Below are 20154 nucleotides of genomic sequence, written 5' to 3' on the forward strand. Positions count from 1 at the left end.
TCGTGTCGCGGGTGCGCGCATTTTGGGGGGCAGCTTTGGGCCTTGTGGCCTTGGGGCTGTCCGCCTGCACCGAGGTTCCAACACCGGTTGAGCCGGTTGCGAAACCTATCGCGCGCCCCAACACCCCCAAACCACCACAGGTCACAGCGCCGCCAAGGGTGGCGCGCCCCACCTCAGAGGCCAGCGCGCTGTTGCGCAGCTATCTTAATCAGGTGCAAGGCGCCCAGCTGAGCCAAGGATTGTTGCGCCGTGACGGCGGCGGGGTCGATACGCCCTACACCGACACAATGCTTGCCCGAAATTTTGAGCAAATCGCCCTTTTCAATGAATATAACGGCAGCTTTACAGGCCGTGGTGGCGCCAGCCCCTTGCGCCGCTGGGCAGCCCCTATTCGCATGGACGTCATTTTCGGAGACAGCGTCCCCCCCTCGCAGCGCAAAACCGATCTAGGCAATGTCAGCAGCTATGCCGCGCGTCTAAACCGCGTCACGGGCCACCCCGTGAGCATGAGCCGTAATGCCAACTTTATCGTGGTAATCGCCAGTGAAGATGATCGCGGCGAGGCCTTGGCCCAAGCTGCTGCGCGCGTTCCTGGCATTTCGGCCTCCAGCCTGACGCCGCTCAATAATTTGCCCCGCGATACCTATTGTGTTGTAGCCGCCTATGCAGCAGGCGCCGGAGCCAACACCTATACCGCAGCCTTGGCTGTGATCCGTTCTGAAAACCCCAGCTTGCTAAGGCTATCTTGCATCCACGAAGAACTGGCCCAAGGCATGGGGCTGGCCAATGATAGCCCCAATGCCCGCCCCTCGATCTTTAACGATGACGATGAGTTCGCCCTTTTGACCAGCCACGACGAAAAATTGTTGCAAATGCTTTACGATCCCCGCTTGAAAACGGGCATGAACGCCAGCCAAGCGCGCCCGATCGTGCAAAAAATCGCTTCGGAAATCGTAACGCGTGGCCCAGTTTGATGGCTAGCGCATTATTGTACCAACCAAGGTTCATTTATCCCCGTCCCCCTCAATGGGGTCGCGCGCAAAGCGCACCAGCTGTTTCTTGATAAGCTGCTGCACGGCGCATAAACTATGACGCAAACAACCCTAAAGGATACTCCATGGGCATTTTCGATTTTCTCTCTGGTGAATTCATCGACGTCATCCACTGGACCGACGACACCCGAGACACCCTTGTCTGGCGCTTTGAGCGCGAAGCGCATGAAATCAAATACGGGGCCAAGCTGACAGTCCGCGAAGGGCAAGCGGCGGTATTTGTTCACGAGGGCCAATTGGCCGATGTCTTCACCCCCGGTTTGTACATGTTGGAAACCAACAACATGCCGATCCTGACCACGCTTCAGCATTGGGACCACGGGTTTAAATCGCCGTTCAAATCGGAAATCTACTACGTCAACACCACGCGGTTTAACGATCTGAAATGGGGCACAAAAAACCCGATCATCGTGCGTGATCCCGAATTTGGCCCCGTGCGCCTGCGCGCCTATGGCACCTATTCCGTCCGAGTTGCCGATCCTGCGGTATTCCTGCGCGAAATCGTCGGCACCGATGGTGAATTCACCATGGACGAGATCAGCTATCAGATCCGTAACATCATCGTTCAAGAGTTTTCTCGCACCATCGCACGGGCGCAAATCCCCGTGCTTGATATGGCCGCAAACACCCGTGAATTGGGCAAACTGGTCGCCAGCGAAATTGCGGCACAGCTGTCTGAATATGGCTTGGCGATCCCTGAACTTTATATCGAAAACATCTCGCTGCCGCCGGCAGTTGAGGAGGTGTTGGACAAACGCTCGTCCATGGGGGTGATCGGCAACCTGAACGAATACATGCAGTTCCAAGCCGCCGAAGGGTTGGGCCGTGACGGCGCTGGTGCCGCAGCTATTCAGGCTGGCCTTGGCGCTGGGTTAGGCATGCAGATCGGTGCGCAGGCCGCTCAGGGTGGGCCATGGGGCGCACAACCAGCCCCTCAGGCAGCTCCAATAGCCCCTCCGCCTCCGCCAGTGGAACATGTATGGCACATCGCCGCCAACGGCGAAACGACAGGCCCGTTTTCCAAGGCCAAAATGGGCCGGATGGTTACTGAGGGCACCCTCACCCGTGAAACCTATGTCTGGACACCCGGTCAGGACGGTTGGAAACACGCTGAGGATGTGATCGAGCTTGCACAGCTGTTCACGGTCTCGCCTCCACCACCGCCAGCTGGCTGATTGATATCGGGTCTAGCCTGTCTAGGCTGGGCCCGCTTTAGCGAACAAATTTAGCAACGTTTCAGATTGAGAACGGATTTCCGTTAAACCTAAAGGCCCGCCCCCTTGCCCGACATCCATCTAGATAGCGTTCTACAAGAGCATAGGTTTCCCTGTGACACCTGTGGCAGCGACCTGCGATATGACCCGCAATCGGGCGAGTTAAAATGTGACCACTGCGGTAACGTTGAACCAATTGGCACCGTCTGGACGCAATCCCGCGCGATTGCTGAACTTGACCTAAAAAGCGGCCTGTCCCAGACGCTCGACACCGCTGAGATGGAAGAAACCCGCGTCAGCCAATGCCCGAACTGCGCCGCACAGGTTGAGTTTGACGCCAACAGTCAATCTGCAGAATGCCCGTTTTGTGCGACCCCTGTTGTGGTGGACACGGGCGTTCACCGTCACATAAAACCGCGCGCCGTGTTGCCCTTTGCCCTGCCCGAAGAAACCGCACGGGACGCCATGAAAGACTGGCTAGGTCGTCTGTGGTTTGCCCCAAACGGCTTGCAGGCCTATGCCCGCAAAGGGCGCAAGATGGACGGCATCTATGTTCCCTACTGGACCTATGATGCGCAATCCGACACACGCTATTCTGGTGAACGTGGCACCGTCTATTACGAAACACGAACCGTTATGCGGGACGGAAAGCGGCAACAGGTTCGCGTTGCCAAAGTGCGTTGGCGGGGCGTCTCGGGGCGGGTTGCGCGTTTCTTTGATGATGTTTTGGTTCTCGGGTCCCGCTCGCTCCCCAAACGGTTCACTGATGCGTTGGAACCTTGGGATCTGGCCGCTCTCGAACCCTATGCGCCTGAATACCTCGCTGGGTTTCGCGCCGAAGGCTATACTGTTGCCCTTGATGAGGGTTTTGAGGAAGCACAGGCCAAAATGGATGCGATGATCCGCCGCGACATCAAGTTCGACATAGGCGGAGACCGCCAGCGTATCCACTCGATGGATGTCGACCTAAGCGATATGACCTTTAAACATATTCTGCTTCCTGTTTGGCTGGCCGCATATAAATACCGCGGCAAAACCTATCGCTTTGTCGTCAATGGCCGTACAGGGCGTGTGCAGGGTGAGCGCCCCTACTCCGCCATCAAAATCACAATTGCAGTGATCCTTGGCCTGATCACCGCGGCGATCCTTGGCTACCTTTACGCTCAGAACGGATAAAATATGGACGCGATCAATACGCTCACTCAAGTAATGAAAGATCGCTATTCCTGCCGCGCCTTTCGACCTGATCCTATCCCCGATGCAGACCTGACGCGCATCGTGCAAACAGCGCGCCATGTCCCCTCGTGGTGCAATGCACAGCCTTGGCAGGTTGAAATCACCCGCGGCGCGGGGACAGACCGATTGCGCAAAAAACTATATGAAACAGCTCAAAAGGGAACGCCCCCAGAGCCGGACCTAGAGTGGCCTACAAAATACCTTGGCGCTTATGGAGAGCGAAGACGTGCGTGCGGATTACAACTGTACAAGGCCGCAGGTATCGACAAATCCGACCGCGCAGGTCGCGCTGCACAGATGCTGCGCAACTACAGCTTCTTTGACGCGCCACATGTCGCCATCATCCACTCCCCCGCCGAGCTGGGCCCTTATGGCGCTATGGACTCAGGTGGCTTTGTAACGGCCTTTACCTTGGCAGCAACGGCGATGGGCATTGCGACCATCCCACAGGCAGCAGTCGCCGCCTATGCCCCTCTTTTGCGCGATCACCTTGGCTTTGGCGACGACCGCCAGATCCTATGCGCCATCTCGCTGGGCTATGCCGATAATGATGCGCCTGAAAACCAGTTCCGCACGCCCCGTGCCGAACCCGATCAAATCATCAACTGGCACGACACATGAGAGCCCTCATCCAGCGCGTTACAAACGCAAGCGTCACCGTGAATGAAGCAATCATAGGCGAGATCGACGCAGGCCTGCTTATCCTCGTCTGTGCAATGCCTGACGATGATTTCGACACCGTCAAACAGCTTGCGCTGAAAATTTCCAAACTGCGGCTGTTCAAAGACGAGGCAGGGAAAATGAACCTCAGCCTTGCACAAACCGGCGGCACGGCCTTGGTGGTGAGCCAGTTTACCCTTGCGGCAGATACATCTCGCGGCAACCGCCCGGGGTTTTCGGGGGCAGCGAAACCGGACATGGCCGAAACTTTGTACCTTCAATTTGCCAGCGCGTTGCGGGATCTGAACATCCCCGTTGAAACAGGCAAGTTTGGCGCCGATATGTCCGTTGCCCTCACCAATGACGGGCCGGTCACCATTTGGCTCGACACTGAAAGCTAAGCCCGTCACGTCAGGCTAAAACGCAAAATGCGGACCGCGCGGGCCCGCATTTTGTGCAACTTAAAACATGTCTTGCGCGCAAGCGCTCGATCGGATCACGGCTCGCGGAAGGCTTCTTTGGATTTATACAAAGGTTTGAGCAAGTATTGCAGGACTGTCTTAGACCCTGTGTGCAGCTCGACGCTCGCTTGCATACCCGGGCGAATTTCCAGCTCGGATTGGCGCTGGGTCAGGTTTTCAGTGTCCACTGCCAGTGTCACCTTGTAATGGGGGTCGCCATCTGGGTCACGCGCGCGCTCGTCCTTGAATGTATCCGCCGAGATCAGTTTCACCTCACCCTGCAAGGTGCCGTAGATTGTGTAATCATAGGCCGATAACTTCACCGTTGCCGCCTGACCGCGACGAACACCTGCGATATCTTCCGGCTTGACCCGTGCCTCGACAAATAGCTCTTCATCCAGTGGGATGATCTGCAAAATCTCTTCACCCGGGCGGACAACGCCGCCGATTGTGGTAACGCTAAGGTTGTTCACAATGCCGCGCATTGGGCTGCGCAGGATCGTGCGATCCAACTGGTCGGTGCTGGCCTTTAGGTTCTGGCGCAGGGTTGCCAGCTCTTTCAGAACGTCAGAATATTCCTGTGCGCGTTCCAACTCGGTGCTGGTGACGACATCGTCGTATTTGATTTTGGCATCTGCAAAGGCTTTGCGTGCGCGGGTCGCTTCGATCAGGGAGACGATTTTGTTCTTCAACAAGCCGTTCATCAGGTCCCGCTCGCGTTGCGCTTCGACCAGCACCTGTTTTGCACCCTCAACCGATGTCACGTAATCTGACTGGCGCGCCTGCAGCAATGCGGCCTCTGAGGCAACCATGCTTGGCGTGCGCACGCGCCATTGCTCGGGAACGTCAAATTGATAATCGCCATCAATCTCGGCCTCTAGGCGCAGACGCCGGATTTCAAACGCGCTGATCTGATCCTGAAGGTCATCCACCGAGGATTGGAACTGTGTGTTGTGCAAACGGGCCAGAATGTCACCCGCATCGACAATATCCCCTTCCCCAACCGAAAGCTGGGAAAGAATGCCACCTTCAAGGTTTTGAATGATCTGTGGGCGCGAGCTGGAAATCATCGAACCTTCGGCGCGCACGATCTCATCCACCCATGCAAAGAATGCCCAGATGAGAAAAACGATAACCGTTGCCGCGCTGAGCCAAACAACAAGGGAGGGCCCGCGCATTTGACGATCAATATGGTTGTCCATGGCTACGCTCATGCTGCATCTCCCTTGATGGCAGTCAGATGCGCCATGACCTCATCACGAGGGCCATCGATGCTCATCCGTCCGTTCGACAAAATGATCGTCCGCGTTGTCAGCGCCAGAATTGGCGCGCGGTGTGTTGCGATAATCGCGGTACGCCCCGCCATCCATGTCTCTAACCGTTTGACCAACCCCTGCTCTAGCTTTTGGTCCAGCGCGGCGGTTGGCTCATCCAGCAGACAAATCTTTGGGTCTTGCAGCCACAGGCGCGCCCAGCCGATAGACTGACGTTGACCAATGGACAGGCCCGCACCTGCGTCCAAAATCTCTAGATCCAGACCCTTTGGATGGTTGCGAACAAACTCACCCAGCCCTGCAAAATCCAAAGACTGCATCAAACGCGCATCGTCGCGCTCCAGCATTGTCAGGTTGAGGTTATCGCGCAATGTGCCCGAGAACAGACGCACGTCTTGGCCCAAATAGCCGATCAGGCGGCGCAGGTCGCGCGGCTCAATCTGGGTCATCTCTGTGCCGTCAATCAAAACACGGCCCGTTGTTGGTGCGTAAAGGCCGCTCAGCACTTTCAGCAAGGAGGACTTGCCAGAGCCATTCGCCCCGAGGATCGCAATCCGTTGACCTGGAAGAATGTTGATCCCCGGCAGGTCCAGCGTTGGCGCGCCTTCTTCCATGTAGCGGAAAGTGACATCGCGCAGCTCAAAGTTGCCTGCTAGGTGGTCGCGCCGCATATAGTGGCGGTCTTCCTCGGAATCCTGTTCGGAGGTGGCGATATGTTCCAACCCGTCCAGTGCGGATTTCACATTGCCCCAACGGGCCATTGTACCAGCCAACTGTGTCAGCGGCGCCAATGTGCGAGAGGTCAGGATGCCGGTCGCAATAATCGACCCAACGGTGAAGTGTCCCGCGAAAACCAAATAGGTCCCCATGATTACGGCAGCAACATATGTGCCTTGCTGCACGCCTTGGCTCCAGAATGTCAGGGCGGATGCCAGCTTGCGTTGCTCGGATGACTTCACCGCAGAAAGGGTTGTCAGTTCTGACCATAGGCGCTGAACACGGTCTTCACCGCGTTGGGTTTTGACGGTGTCGAGCTCAAAAATCGCTTCGTGCAGTAAACGCGATGATTTCGCTGTTGCGCCTTGGGTTTCTTGGGTCAGACGGATCATGCGCTTTTGCATAAAGAACCCAGGCACGACCATCAGGATGCCGCCCAGCACCAAAACCCACACCACGTTACCAGCGATGGATGCTACCAGCGCGAGGAAAACAAAGATGAACGGAATGTCCGCAATGGTGCCAATCGTCGACGCGGTGAAAAACTCGCGAACCGAGCCGAATTCACGCATAGAAGAAAACAGATCAGAAGGTGCCTGAGGGCGCTTGTCGCTGCGCATCCCCAGAATACGGTTCATAAGAAGTTCAAGAACCGAAAGCTCGATCTGGCGCCCTGCCCCGTCCATCAACTGCGCGCGGGCAATTTTGATAAAGGCTTCCATTAGCAAAGCCAGAACAGCACCAGCTGCAAGCACCCAAAGGGTGGCTTCGGATTGGTGGGGGATCACACGGTCATAAACCTGCAAGGAAAACAACGCGACAGCCACGGCCAATAGGTTGGCAACGAAAGAGCCCAAGGCAACTTCGGCCAACTGGCGGCGGAAGCGGCCGAATTGCCCCCAGAACCAATGCTTTGGCTTTTCCGCTGTCTTGTGAACCTCGGCGACCTTTTCGATGGGCATCTGCGCGCGCAGGGTCAAACCGGAAAAGAACGGTACAAAATCCGCAGCTGGAACCAAGGCGCGGTTATCTGGACAGGTTACATCATATACAACCAGATCATCGCGGTCGCGCCCCATCACCAGCAACAACTGGCCAGAGGTCATATAGACCAGCGATGGAAAGGCCTGATCCTCTAGGGTTTCGCTGCGGATCAATTCTGCTGTCAGCCCGTTCCGGCGTAGCAAAGTTGCGATAATCTGCGCTTCGTCTTGCTCGGTTGCTTCTGGCTTTAGCCGACGCACCAATGCATCAGATAGGTCAGCTTGGGAAACTTCGCTGCCCAATACGCTTGCGTATGTTGCAATCAATGCCCCACGCGCGCGGATCTTGTCCTCGAAGGTTGAGGTGTTGTTTGCTTCAGGCGTTTCCACCTCGGCAACGTCTTCCGCTTTCAAGCGTGCAGCGTTTCCGTTGATGATCGTGAGGGTAAAAGGCTTGCTCATATCGCTGATCCATCCGCTAATACGCCCAAGAGCTCGGCCATGGCCACGCGCAAACGGATCGCTTCATATTTCAATGTGATTTCTGCTTCTTGCTGGCGGGCAAAGGTTTCATACACCCCCACCACATCCATCACCTGCCGTTGCCCCGCGTCATACTGGGCCTGAAACAAATCGAGGTTTCGTTTCGCCTGAGCGGTTAGCCCAGCGGCTTCTGCTGCTTGGCGTTCTTTGGAAGCAATCTGGCCTTCATATTTGCGCAGTTGGCGGTTCGCATCCTCATTGGCTTGCGAAACACGGCGGCCTGCGGCCTCTTTTGTCGCTTCGATCGCTTTCAGATTATCCCGTGTTCCGATGCCCAACAGGTTATCGGAATCGATTTTGAGACCAAAGGTGCTGTCTTCGCCCACGTTACCACTGGCACTCAGGCCAGGGAGCTGATCGGCGCGGTCAACTTTTGCAGCGGCAATGGCGCGGATTTTCTCTGCTTCGGCCAGTGTAACACTAAGCGGCTGGGCGATATTCGCACGAACAGGTAGATTAGACGTCCCGCGGATGTTGCTGAGGTCGCCAACAGACATGGCGTTCAACTCGGCAATTGACGTGTTAGCCGTCTCTGATGCTGCGGATTGCGTTGCCTGAATTTCCATCAGCTTCTGACGCAGAACATGAAGATCGGAACTGTCAGAGACGCCGCCTTCGACCCGTTTCTGCATGATCCACTCAAAGTGGCCGATGTCTTTTGCGTTTTTGCTGGCAAGCACATGTTTTTCGCGGGCTTCAACAGCGTTGATATATAGGTCCAACCCTGTGCGAACGCGTTCGTTTGTGTCGGTAGCTAAAGCAACAGCGGCGACTTCCACATCTGCTACCGCAAATTCGCGCTCGCCCTTTTTGCGGCCATTGTCGAACAACACCTGATCAACAACCAGATTGGCAACCACCGATCCAAGAGAGGTCAAGCTGATGCTTGGCCCGATCTGGGGGAGCCAGTTTTTTGATGCAGCGCGCGCCCGTAACTGCGCAGCGCGCAGATCGCTTTCAGCGCTGCGCGAGTTCGCGGCCAAAACCGCTGTTGCCACACTGCTGTAGGGTCCACCCGATGGCAGAACCGAACGGCGGGCGATCAACCCCTGAATAATTTCGCTTTGTGCGTTTAACTTTTCGGTATGTGTTGGTTTTGCAGTTGCCGTGTTGGACGTTGTAGCTTGCATCGCTACTGCGTCCGGCGAACCTGCGTTGCCACCTACATCTGATAAACACCCCGCTAGCGCGAGCGCACTTGCGCACATCGCTGCGGTTCTTAACCTACACTGCCCCATATCCTGCCCTTAACGTGCCGATATTATATTTATTTTTGTTCTTTTTTATTTTGTCGGGTGCGGCGGTGGTTTGGCCCCGCCGCATCCCGTTGTCTTGGTCGTCGCCGATTAGATCGTTACAGGGATTTCCTGTTCGACCAGCAGCGTACCTTCGGTGCCAACGGCATAGACATTGTAAGTCTGGCCATCGACGCTTTGTGTACCTTGGGCAACACCACCTTGGATCGTAACCTGATCCTCGGCAGAGCCGTGGATGGTAAGCGTGTTGCTTTCAGTCGAGAGAGCCAACAGGCTTGCTTCGTCAATCACAACGCTGGCAGCTTCGGCAAAGTCGAGATCGAGGTTTTCGATCTGGTATTCACCCAGCGCCATGTTTGTCAGATCAACCGAGTTTGTCGCCGCTTCGTCATCAAGAACCAGATAGGTGCCCGATGTGTTGCCTGCTGCATCGGTTGAGTTCACGATCAACTGGGAACCGTTCGGAACGTTCTCATTGAAGACAAAATCCGTCTCACCGCGCAAGGAGTTAAAGCCCTGCTGGCCAGCCACCTCTGAAATGGAACCGTCTGATGCAACTTGTGAAACGCTGTGAACGTCCCCTGATGCGGCACCGCCGTCCATTTCTGTCTCGATGGAGATACCGCGGATACCGTCACCTGCACGGGTGAAGGATGCAATAACAGGACCATCTGGCGCGGCTGTATCGATGGATAGCGTATCGGTAATTTCCGCAACGTTTCCAACGTGGTCTGTCGCCTCAACCACGATATCAGCAGCATAAGCACCGCTGCGTACGTCGCTGGCTGGTACGGTCAAAGACCAATTGCCTGCGGCATCTACGTTTGCAGTATATTGCGTTCCATCGAATGTGACCTGCACAGTTGAGCCAGGCTCAACAGTACCGCCCAGATCAATACCTGTTGCGGCTTCGGCTGCGTTAACCACCTGATCGCCACCGGCGGAGTTGCTGGTTGCTGCCAGTGGCAGAACTTCGGTATCAACCTCAACGGTCGCGGCCGCTGTTGCGACGTTACCAACACCGTCAATTACGGTTACGCCAACATCTGCGGTGTATGTACCTTTGTCCAATGCGCTGGCGTCAAACACCGCGCTCCAGTTACCCGCAGCATCGATGGTTGCGTTGGCTGTTAGGTCGGCCAAAGTGACAACAACAGATGTCGAACCGGCTTCGGTTGTACCTGTAACGGTCACGTTTCCACCATGTTCGGCGTTGCTGATGATGTTATCTACGGCAATATCGCTCATTGAAACGCTTAGGTTATCAACGCGCGTATCGACTTCGACGCTATCAGAAGCTTGGCGGCTGTTGCCGTAAGGATCTGTTGTCGTCGCTGTGATTTCTGCGGTGTAAACACCCGCAGCAACATCGTTCGCCGAAAAGAAGGCTTCCCAGTTGCCTGAGTTATTCGCGACGACGTTGTGGCTTACGCCTTCCATTGTCACTGTAACAACTGCACCAGGATCTGCGGTACCTGTCAGAACCACACCATCGCTGGCTTCATCATGGTTCACAATGTCGTCGCCTTCAACAGGCGTGCTGTCGATCGTCAACACACCAGCGTCTGTATCAACCTGTACAGAAGTCGTAGCGGTATCAACGTTGCCAGCCGCATCCGTTGCGGTCGCAGTCATTGTGGAGGTGTAAGTACCCGATTGGATCGAGCCCGCAGGGAATGTCGCTGTCCAGCTACCATTCGCCGAAACAACCGCAGTTACGGTTGCGCCACCCAATTCAACAACAACAGTCGAACCTGGCTCGGTCATCCCAGAAACGGTCAGCGGCTGGCCTGCCTCATCTGCGTTGATAACACCATCTGCACCACCGGTGCTGGACGTGATCGCAAAATCACGTACCAAAGTGTCAACTTCGAATGTGCCAGATGTGGTCGCAACGTTGCCGAAGGTATCTGTTGCTACAACTGAAACCGTACCTGTGTATTCACCAGCAGCCAAATCTGTTGATGAGAAGGTTGTCGTCCATGTGCCGCTTTCTGTTGCGATAACAGTCTGCGTGATGCCAGCAACAGTCACTTCAACCGAAGAGCCAGCCTGCGCGGTGCCGTTGAAAGAAACACCATCTGCGTGCTCAACACTGTTGATTGTGCCGTCGCCACCAACGGTGGCTGTCTCGACAGTTACAGAAGTGACCGTATCAACAACCAATGTCTCTGTGTAGCTGCGCGTGTTACCGAATGAATCCGTTGTAACGGCTGTGATACCTGTTGTGTACTCACCCGCATCCAATGTACCCGGATCCCATGAAACAGTCCAAGAACCGGTTTCGGAGACAACGGTCGTTTGCGTGATACCCGCGATTGTGATCGCAAGCGTCGCACCCGCTTCACCTGTACCAGTCAATGTCACACCATCTTCAAAAGTCACCTCATTAAAGAAGTCACCCGTAGATTCTGTGCCAGAGGTAAAGGAAATCTCAGGCGCGATTGTGTCAATTTCAAAAGACGGCCCATCAAGAACAGTCTCGTTGCCGTCACCATCTGTGACAGTCACAACCGAGTCATACACGCCATCGGCAGGGAAGTTATCGCCCTCAAATACCGCCGAGAAGTTACCATCATCGTCGATAACTGTTTCAACAGTTTCTTCGCCAACCGTTACAACAACCGTGTCACCTGGCTCACCGCCGCCGGTAATCGTAAGGGTCTGTTCACCCTCGTCACCGCCGATTGCAACGTTTGCATCCTCATCATTCACGTAAGGCGCTGCAACACCGTCATCGCCTCCGCCGCCACCAGCGAGACCGCCAATAACAGCAGCACCACCAAGGCCAGCCGCGACAGCCGCGCCCCCGCCGCCCAGCAGGCCCGTACCCAACAGAGCCGCCCCAAGCATGGAAACGTCATCAGCACCGCCTTCAGGCAGCGCAACACCGGCAATTTCGGAGTTGCCGAGGAAGATCAATTCATCAGAGGGGCTCCACTTGCCCCATTCTGCAGTTGGCCCGTACTGAGCATACAAATTGCCCTGACCGGAATCCACAAAGCTAACCTCGTTCAGGTAGCCATCAGCCGAAACGAACAACCGGTTCGCCGCGCCACTATCGTTGAAGAAGTTGTCAATTGTGATCGTGCGGCCATCGGCCAACGTGATCACCAGCTGATCCCCTGTCCGCACTTGGCTCGCGAAATCGGATTGACGTGCGTTAATGGAAATTTCCTGGCCGGAACCGGCCTGGATCACTTGGTTTTGCGCATCCGCAGATACTGTTCCGCGCTGCATGCCGCCCGCACTTCCGCGAACAACGAAATCAATCGCATTCATAGTTTTTACCACTCTACTCGAAAGCGCCTGCTTTGTGCAGATCACTTACTTCTATTGTTTTTTTGTTTTGCTGCTACCCGGCCCGTTCGAGCGTGCCGTGATTTCACCGTTATGTGACCACATTATTCACACGATTCACGGAAATCCAGTGTTTTATCACCAATTTTTCCCCGCAGATTCAATTATGTGCGCCCGATGCAACAACCTTTCATAGGTCGCGGGGGTGATTAAGCTGCTTTTGAGTGCAACAATCAGAGTCCTATCAAGGCTTTAGCTCCGATTTCGCCTTCCTTATTGACTTACAACCGATCTGGGCCAACGTTGGCCATATGACCATAAAAAATCATTCACTTCGGGCAATTACCGAAGATCCGGACCATTTGATCACCCTATCAGATGGCATTCGCCTTTCCGCCCGCCTTTGGCGACCAAAAGACGCCGAGGCCGATCCGGTTCCTCTCATCCTTGAATTTCTTCCCTATCGCAAACGCGATGGCACCTGTGCACGCGATGCGTTGACCCACCCTTATTTAGCCGAACGGGGCTATGCCTGCGCCCGCGTAGATATGCGCGGAAATGGCGATAGCGAAGGGTTGATGGAGGATGAATATACCGCACAAGAGCTTTCCGACGCTGTTGAAGTCATCAAATGGGCAGCGGCCCAACCTTGGTGCAACGGCAATGTAGGCATGATGGGGATCAGCTGGGGCGGGTTCAACGGGCTTCAGGTTGCGGCCTTGGCTCCCGAAGCCCTGAAAGCTGTCATTACTCTTTGCTCAACAGTCGATCGTTTTGCCGATGACATCCATTATAAAGGAGGTTGCCTGCTGAACGAAAACCTTGGCTGGGGCGCCACAATGTGGAGCTATTCCAGCCGCGCGCCGGATCCGGCTTTGCGTAGTGACTGGCGCAAGATGTGGTTAGATCGCCTCGAGAACGAACCATTCCTGCCCTCTGTCTGGCTCCGCCACCAAACAAGGGATGCCTATTGGCAGCATGGATCGGTCTGCGAAGACTACTCGAAAATCAAGGCAAAGGTTTTAGCGGTTGGCGGCTGGGGAGATGCCTATAAAAACGCCGTCCCCCAACTGGTTGAGGCGCTAGACGGCGCAAAGGGGATTGTTGGACCATGGGTGCATAAATATCCCCATTTCGCAGCACCCGAACCTCGTATCGGCTTCCTGCAGGAGGCTCTTAGATGGTGGGACCATTGGCTAAAGGGGATAGACACCGGCGTTGAGGAAGATCCGGACTATCGCGCCTATCTTATGGACGGGGTACGCCCCGCCGCATGGTATAAAGAGCGCAGCGGCCGCTGGATCGCCGAAAAGACAGGGGCAACCACACATCTACCTGTGCAGACATTACACTTGGGTGAAAACGCATCGCTAGAAGACGCACCGCAATTGATAAACGTCGATGTCTCCTCTCCCGCGCATTGTGGCGCTGCCGCCGGAGAATATTGCGCCATCTGGCTAGGCCCCGAAATGCCCGGCGATCAGCGGGGTGATGACGCATTATCATCTACCTTCACCTCTGCCCCCTTGGCCGCTGATATGGATTTGGTTGGCGCACCGCGTCTTACTGTTACGATATCCTCTGACAAACCGCAGGCGCAAATGGCCGTTCGGCTGAATCACATTCACCCAGACGGGGTATCTACGCGCATCACCTATGGCGTTCTTAATCTATCGCACCGACAAAGCGCATCAACGCCTAGCAAGATGACACCGGGTGTGGCCGAAGAGATTTCCCTGAACCTTGACCATATTGCCTACCGCATTCCCAAAGGGCACAGAATCCGTGTCTCTATATCGACGGCTTATTGGCCGCTTTTGTGGCCAGCGCCAGAAGCCGCCGCACTTCACATTTCCAAGGGCAGCATCGCCCTGCCCCAGCGCCCAACGAAGGGCCATGATGAAGTAACATTTGAACAGCCCGAAGCAGCACCGCCGTGGGAAACCGAAGAGATTCGCCCAGAAAATCACGTGAGGCGGCAAGAGGTGGACATGGTAACCGGCACGCATAGCCTCATAATTGAGGATGATTTTGGAAAGATCAAAGATTCAGACCATGGCCTAATCACAGGCTCCATCGCGCGCGAACGCTGGGATATTCATCCCGACGATCCGCTATCAGCGCGGGGCGAATGTGATTGGGAAGACACTTTGGAAAGAGACGGCATAGCCCTACGTAGCCGTGCTCAATGCAGTATGCGATCGGATGCGACCACCTTTCACCTTACAGCCAAAATTGAAGCTTGGGAGAATGGCGAACTTGTGTATTCCCGCGAAGAAAGCGAGGCCATTCCGCGCGACCACCTATAACGCCGCTGTTACACAACCAAGGTATTTCGCCTTGCGACATGTGCCCAAATGCGCAACCTTAAATCATCCACCACTACAGCGTGCGCAAAAGACGTACGATTCCAACTGGGAGACCACACTATGAAAGATCAACTGAAACAGCTGAGCACAGCCGTGACCAACGGGTTGATGACCCGTCGTGAGTTCGTCACGCGTGCAGCCGCCTTGGGCGTGACAGCAGCAGTAGCAAATTCAATGCTGGCCAACTCTGCAGCAGCAGACAGCCATGCAACCCCCGTAGCTGGCGGTACATTCCGCATGGGCGTACAGGGCGGCGAAAGCACCAACACCCAAGACCCCGCATTGTGGGCATCTGATGTGCCAATCGCGGTTGGTCAGCTTTGGGGTGAGACCCTAGTTGAAGTAACAGCATCTGGTGACCTGCAAGGTTTGGTTGCAGAAAGCTGGGAAGGCTCGGCAGACGCAAAAACATGGCGCTTCACCATCCGTGACGGCATCACCTTCTCTACCGGCGCAGCGGTAACCGCTCAGGATGTTTTGCGCACGATGGAGCGTCACTCTAACGAAGATTCCAAATCCGGTGCTTTGGGCATCGTTAAGGGCATCGAAAGCATGCGCACGGATGGCGACAATGTCTTCGAAGTCACGCTTTCCGTTGGCAACGCTGACTTGCCATATCTGATGGCCGACTATCACCTGATGATCCAGCCGGACGGCGGCTTTGGCGCTGAAACAGCCGCGATCGGTACTGGTGCTTATGTCATGGACACCTTTGAGCCTGGTGTACGCGCATCCGCAACCCGCCGCAGCGACTATTGGGGCGGCGATCAGTCAACTATCGCGCATTATGACAGCGTCGAAGTTATCGTTCTGAACGATGCGACTGCCCGTACGGCGGCTCTTCAGTCTGGTCAGGTTGATGCGATCAACCGCGTTGAGCCAAAGATCGCAAAACTGCTGGACCGCGCTCCGACTTTGAGTGTGAAAAACGTTTCTGGTCGTGGCCACTATGTGTTTATCGCGCATATCGACGCCGCGCCGTTTGATAACAACGAACTGCGCTTGGCGCTGAAGCACGCGATCAACCGTGAAGAAATGGTTGAGAAAATCCTGCAGGGTTACGGCGGTATCGGTAACGACATGCCCATCAACGCAGCCTACCCGCTGTTTGATGAAACCATCCCTCAGCGCGACTATGACATCGAAAAAGCCAAGGCCCACTATGCGGCTTCCGGCCATGACGGCAGCCCGATCATCCTGCGCGTTGCTGACGGCGCCTTCCCAGGTGCAGTAGACGCGGCAGCGCTGTTCCAGCAGTCTGCTCAGGCGGCAGGCATTCCGTTGGAAATCAAGCGTGAGCCAAACGACGGTTACTGGTCCGAAGTCTGGAACGTACAGCCGTTCTGCGCATCCTATTGGGGCGGCCGCCCTGTACAGGACCAGATGTACTCAACCGCGTATCTCTCCACTGCCGATTGGAACGACACCCGCTGGAAGCGTGATGATTTCGACGCAATGCTGCTAGAAGCACGCGCCGAGCTGGACGAAGCCAAGCGCAAGGAAATCTACTCCAAGATGGGTCGCATGTTGAACGAAGAAGGCGGTCTGATCCTGCCAATGTTCAACGACTTCATCGATGCGGTTTCCAACGAAGTTCATGGCTTTGAGGGTGATCCAAACGGCCCGATGATGAACTGGTACGCGTTCAAAACAACATGGAAAGCGTGATCACCTCATGCATCCCATTGTAACTTTGGTCGCCCAGCGCTTAGCGCTGGGCCTCCTGCTGCTCTTCGCCGCGTCCATCCTGATCTTTGCTGGCACGACTATGCTGCCCGGCGATGTGGCGCAACAAATCCTCGGACAGGGTGCGACCCCCGAAAACCTCGCCAACTTGCGCGCGGAACTTGGGCTGAATGATCCACCTGTCACACGGTATTTCAATTGGTTAGGTGGTGTCCTACAGGGTGACCTTGGCACCGCGCTCACCAATGGCCGCGACATCGCTGAAAGCATTGGCGGGCGTTTGAAGAACACTATGTTCCTCGCGTTCTGGGCCGCTGTTATTTCCGTGCCGCTGGCAATTTTCCTTGGCCTGCTGGCTGTTCGCTACAAAGACAGATGGCCTGACAAACTGATCTCGGCGGTCACGCTGACCACGATTTCCATCCCCGAATTTATGATCGGTTACATTCTGGTCTATTGGCTGGCGATCAAGCTACGCTGGTTCCCATCCGTTGCCATCATGAACGATTCAATGAGCCTTGGCGCAAAGTTGAACGCGATTGCGATCCCTGTGATGGTTCTGACGCTGGTGGTTCTGGCACATATGATGCGCATGACCCGCGCGGCCATCCTGAATGTGATGCAATCCGCCTATATCGAAACGGCCGAACTGAAAGGCCTTCGGATGCTCAAAATCATTCGCAAGCACGCCTTTCCAAATGCCGTAGCCCCTATCGTCAACGTTGTGATGATCAACATGGCCTATCTGGTTGTTGGTGTTGTGGTTGTCGAAGTTGTCTTTGCCTACCCTGGCATGGGCCAATATCTGGTTGACCACGTGAGCAAACGAGACGTGCCTGTTGTGCAGGCCTGTGGCTTGATCTTTGCTGCTGTCTATATCGGCCTGAACCTGATTGCCGATATCGTTTCCATTGTGACCAATCCGCGTCTGAGGCATCCAAAATGATCCGTATACCTCCTGCCGCTTTGATCGGCCTGTTCTTCACCTTTCTCTTTTTCTTCTGCGCTGTCTTTGCCCCGTTCCTTGCCCCTTATGGCATGGCCGAAGTCGTTGGCGACGTGTGGGAGCCCTCCTCTTCCGAGTTCTTACTCGGCACTGACAGCATCGGCCGCGACCTGCTAAGCCGCATGATCTGGGGCGGGCGCACGACGATCTTTATCGCCACCGCCGCAACCATCCTCAGCTTTGTGACTGGATCGGTTCTGGGTTTCTTTGCCGCGGTTTCTGGCGGCTGGGTGGACCAGCTGATTAGCCGCTTTGTTGACCTGATCATGTCCATCCCGTCCTTGATCTTTGCGCTGGTTGTATTGTCGGTTCTCCCCACAACAATCGTGACGCTGATCGTCCTGATGGGCCTGCTGGATAGCACACGGGTATATCGCCTAGCGCGTGCTGTGGCCGTTGACATTACTGTCATGGATTACGTCGAAGCCGCCCGCCTTCGGGGCGAGAAAATCGGCTGGATAATCTTCCGCGAAACATTGCCAAACGCGTTGTCACCATTGGTGGCGGAAATGGGCCTGCGGTTTATCTTTATGGTGTTGTTCGTCTCGACGCTTTCGTTCCTTGGCCTTGGCGTACAGCCACCACAGGCTGACTGGGGCGGGATCGTGAAAGAGAACAAGGAAGGCATCAACTATGGCATTCAGGCGGCTCTTTACCCTGCCTACGCCATCGCCGCCTTGTGCATCTCGATCAACCTTGTGGCGGACTGGATTCTCAGCCGAACCACATCATTGAAAGGGGGTCGGGGATGAGTGAACCTCTACTCAAAGTACGCGGCCTGAAAATCGGCGCGACGATCTTTCCACCGGGTGAGAAATCACGCGAGATCGAAATCGTCCACGGTGTGGATTTCGATCTGGAAGCAGGCAAAGTGTTGGGCCTTATCGGGGAATCCGGCGCGGGGAAATCCACCATTGGCCTCGCCGCAATGGCTTATGGTCGCGGCGGAGTCGAGCTAACTGGCGGCGAAGTCTGGGTGAACGGGCGCGACGTCTTGCAATCCACGATGGGGGACAAACGCAACCTGCGCGGCGCCGAGGTTACCTATGTTTCCCAATCCGCAGCTGCCTCGTTCAACCCCGCAAAACGGATCATGGAACAAGTTACCGAAGCTGCAATCAGCCAAGGCAAGTTTTCCAAATCCGAGGCCGAGCAACGCGCCGTTACCCTGTTTGAAAAACTGGGCTTGCCCGATCCTGAAAACATCGGGTCACGCTATCCGCACCAAGTATCTGGCGGCCAGCTGCAACGCTGTATGACGGCGCTCGCGCTCTGCCCAGAGCCCGATCTGGTTGTCTTTGACGAACCGACGACGGCGCTGGACGTCACCACACAGATCGACGTTCTGAAAGCGATCAAGGATGCGATCCGCGACACAGGCGTTGCCGCCCTGTATATCACCCACGACCTTGCCGTTGTGGCGCAAGTCAGCGACCACATCATGGTGCTGCAACAGGGCGCGATGGTTGAATACGGCACCACCGATCAGATCATCAACAACCCTGTCGAGGAATACACGCAGGCGCTGGTGTCCGTTCGGTCGATCAAACACGTCGAGAAAGAGCCAAGCGACAATCCGGTTCTAAAAGTCGAAGGCGTAACCGCGCGCTATAGCGGGACGAACTTTGACGTTCTCAAAGACATCAACGTTGAAATCCACCCAGGCCAAACTCTGGCTGTGGTGGGGGAAAGTGGATCAGGAAAATCCACGCTGGCACGTGTGATCACGGGCCTTTTGCCTCCCAGCAAGGGTGAGATCACCTTTGACGGGCGCACCCTCACGCCTGATCTGGCGACGCGCCCTTTGGATGATTTGCGCGAATTGCAGATGATCTATCAGATGGCCGACACTGCAATGAACCCGCGCCAGACCGTTGGCACGATCATTGGTCGCCCGCTTGAGTTCTATTTTGGCCTCAAAGGCAAAGAGAAACAGGCCCGCATCCAAGAGTTGTTGGACGAAATCGAACTGGGTGAAGGTTTCCAAGACCGCTACCCCGCCGAGCTGTCAGGTGGCCAAAAGCAGCGTGTATGCATTGCACGCGCCTTGGCGGCCAAGCCAAAGCTCATCATTTGCGATGAGGTGACTTCGGCGCTTGATCCGCTGGTGGCTGACGGCATCCTGAAACTGCTCTTGCGGCTGCAAAAGGTCGAGGATGTGGCCTATCTCTTTATCACGCACGATCTAGCGACGGTAAAAGCAATCGCCGATAGCATCGCAGTGATGTTTCAGGGACAAGTCGTGCGCTATGGCCCGAAATCCAAGGTGCTTGCCCCGCCGTTTGATGACTATACCGACCTGCTGCTCAGCTCTGTTCCAGAGATGAAACTGGGCTGGCTGGAAGAGGTCATCGCAAACCGTAAAATGGAGAGCGCGGGCAACTGATTTGCCCGCCT

General features: G+C 55.5%; 14 protein-coding genes. 10 read left to right on the forward strand and 4 right to left on the reverse strand.

Going from position 1 to position 20154, the window contains the following annotated elements:
* Positions 1-2: 2 nt before the first annotated feature.
* The 5 genes from Z948_RS0103450 (at position 3) to dtd (ending at position 4563) form a co-directional block, all read left to right on the forward strand.
* Positions 3-974 carry a DUF2927 domain-containing protein gene (locus Z948_RS0103450; RefSeq protein ID WP_025058180.1) on the forward strand — a complete coding sequence of 324 codons (972 nt, stop codon included), beginning with the start codon at positions 3-5 and terminating at the stop codon, positions 972-974.
* Between the two features lie 143 nt (positions 975-1117).
* On the forward strand, positions 1118-2227 hold the full coding sequence (locus Z948_RS0103455; RefSeq protein WP_025058181.1) for an SPFH domain-containing protein: 1110 nt from the start codon (positions 1118-1120) through the stop codon (positions 2225-2227).
* 105 nt (positions 2228-2332) lie between these two features.
* Complete coding sequence (locus Z948_RS0103460; RefSeq protein ID WP_025058182.1) at positions 2333-3442, forward strand: TFIIB-type zinc finger domain-containing protein; 1110 nt, start codon at positions 2333-2335, stop codon at positions 3440-3442.
* 3 nt (positions 3443-3445) lie between these two features.
* Positions 3446-4123, forward strand: a complete 678-nt coding sequence (locus Z948_RS0103465; RefSeq protein ID WP_025058183.1) for a nitroreductase — start codon at positions 3446-3448, stop codon at positions 4121-4123.
* The gene (dtd, locus tag Z948_RS0103470; RefSeq protein ID WP_025058184.1) at positions 4120-4563 is read left to right on the forward strand and encodes a D-aminoacyl-tRNA deacylase; all 444 of its coding nucleotides are present in this window, start codon (positions 4120-4122) and stop codon (positions 4561-4563) included. The genes Z948_RS0103465 and dtd overlap by 4 nt, the downstream gene beginning before the upstream one ends.
* Positions 4564-4658: 95 nt before the next feature.
* Here the strand turns inward: dtd and Z948_RS0103475 are convergent, their stop codons facing one another.
* The 4 genes from Z948_RS0103475 to Z948_RS0103490 form a co-directional block, all read right to left on the reverse strand.
* Complete coding sequence (locus Z948_RS0103475) at positions 4659-5837, reverse strand: HlyD family type I secretion periplasmic adaptor subunit (RefSeq protein ID WP_025058185.1); 1179 nt, start codon at positions 5835-5837, stop codon at positions 4659-4661.
* A complete protein-coding gene (locus Z948_RS0103480) occupies positions 5834-8059 on the reverse strand; it encodes an ATP-binding cassette domain-containing protein (protein ID WP_025058186.1) in 2226 nt (741 codons plus the stop codon). The genes Z948_RS0103475 and Z948_RS0103480 overlap by 4 nt, the downstream gene beginning before the upstream one ends.
* Complete coding sequence (locus Z948_RS0103485) at positions 8056-9270, reverse strand: TolC family protein (RefSeq protein WP_245604546.1); 1215 nt, start codon at positions 9268-9270, stop codon at positions 8056-8058. Before Z948_RS0103485 ends, Z948_RS0103480 begins: the two co-directional genes overlap by 4 nt.
* A 216-nt stretch (positions 9271-9486) precedes the next feature.
* The gene (locus Z948_RS0103490; protein ID WP_025058188.1) at positions 9487-12678 is read right to left on the reverse strand and encodes an Ig-like domain-containing protein; all 3192 of its coding nucleotides are present in this window, start codon (positions 12676-12678) and stop codon (positions 9487-9489) included.
* A gap of 329 nt (positions 12679-13007) precedes the next feature.
* Here Z948_RS0103490 and Z948_RS0103495 point away from each other — a divergent pair, with 329 nt between their 5' ends.
* The 5 genes from Z948_RS0103495 (at position 13008) to Z948_RS0103515 (ending at position 20143) form a co-directional block, all read left to right on the forward strand.
* Entirely contained in the window at positions 13008-15005 is a 1998-nt protein-coding gene (locus Z948_RS0103495) for a CocE/NonD family hydrolase (protein ID WP_025058189.1), read from the forward strand.
* A 120-nt stretch (positions 15006-15125) separates the two neighbouring features.
* Positions 15126-16733 carry an ABC transporter substrate-binding protein gene (locus tag Z948_RS0103500; protein WP_025058190.1) on the forward strand — a complete coding sequence of 536 codons (1608 nt, stop codon included), beginning with the start codon at positions 15126-15128 and terminating at the stop codon, positions 16731-16733.
* Between the two features lie 7 nt (positions 16734-16740).
* Positions 16741-17697 carry an ABC transporter permease gene (locus Z948_RS0103505; protein WP_025058191.1) on the forward strand — a complete coding sequence of 319 codons (957 nt, stop codon included), beginning with the start codon at positions 16741-16743 and terminating at the stop codon, positions 17695-17697.
* Entirely contained in the window at positions 17694-18509 is an 816-nt protein-coding gene (locus Z948_RS0103510) for an ABC transporter permease (RefSeq protein WP_025058192.1), read from the forward strand. The genes Z948_RS0103505 and Z948_RS0103510 overlap by 4 nt, the downstream gene beginning before the upstream one ends.
* On the forward strand, positions 18506-20143 hold the full coding sequence (locus Z948_RS0103515) for an ABC transporter ATP-binding protein (RefSeq protein WP_025058193.1): 1638 nt from the start codon (positions 18506-18508) through the stop codon (positions 20141-20143). The genes Z948_RS0103510 and Z948_RS0103515 overlap by 4 nt, the downstream gene beginning before the upstream one ends.
* The last annotated feature ends 11 nt before the right edge of the window (positions 20144-20154 follow it).

Origin of the sequence: Sulfitobacter donghicola DSW-25 = KCTC 12864 = JCM 14565, from assembly GCF_000622405.1 — a bacterium.
Classification (GTDB): Bacteria; Pseudomonadota; Alphaproteobacteria; order Rhodobacterales; family Rhodobacteraceae; genus Sulfitobacter; species Sulfitobacter donghicola.

Excerpts from the sequence above, each read along its gene's own strand:
- Z948_RS0103455 (WP_025058181.1), top strand. The coding sequence starts at position 1,118 with ATGGGCATTTTCGATTTTCTCTCTGGTGAATTCATCGACGTCATCCAC.
- Z948_RS0103465 (WP_025058183.1), top strand. The coding sequence starts at position 3,446 with ATGGACGCGATCAATACGCTCACTCAAGTAATGAAAGATCGCTATTCC.
- dtd (WP_025058184.1), top strand. The coding sequence starts at position 4,120 with ATGAGAGCCCTCATCCAGCGCGTTACAAACGCAAGCGTCACCGTGAAT.
- Z948_RS0103475 (WP_025058185.1), bottom strand. The coding sequence starts at position 5,837 with ATGAGCGTAGCCATGGACAACCATATTGATCGTCAAATGCGCGGGCCC.
- Z948_RS0103480 (WP_025058186.1), bottom strand. The coding sequence starts at position 8,059 with ATGAGCAAGCCTTTTACCCTCACGATCATCAACGGAAACGCTGCACGC.
- Z948_RS0103485 (WP_245604546.1), bottom strand. The coding sequence starts at position 9,270 with ATGCAAGCTACAACGTCCAACACGGCAACTGCAAAACCAACACATACC.
- Z948_RS0103490 (WP_025058188.1), bottom strand. The coding sequence starts at position 12,678 with ATGAATGCGATTGATTTCGTTGTTCGCGGAAGTGCGGGCGGCATGCAG.
- Z948_RS0103495 (WP_025058189.1), top strand. The coding sequence starts at position 13,008 with ATGACCATAAAAAATCATTCACTTCGGGCAATTACCGAAGATCCGGAC.
- Z948_RS0103500 (WP_025058190.1), top strand. The coding sequence starts at position 15,126 with ATGAAAGATCAACTGAAACAGCTGAGCACAGCCGTGACCAACGGGTTG.
- Z948_RS0103505 (WP_025058191.1), top strand. The coding sequence starts at position 16,741 with ATGCATCCCATTGTAACTTTGGTCGCCCAGCGCTTAGCGCTGGGCCTC.
- Z948_RS0103510 (WP_025058192.1), top strand. The coding sequence starts at position 17,694 with ATGATCCGTATACCTCCTGCCGCTTTGATCGGCCTGTTCTTCACCTTT.
- Z948_RS0103515 (WP_025058193.1), top strand. The coding sequence starts at position 18,506 with ATGAGTGAACCTCTACTCAAAGTACGCGGCCTGAAAATCGGCGCGACG.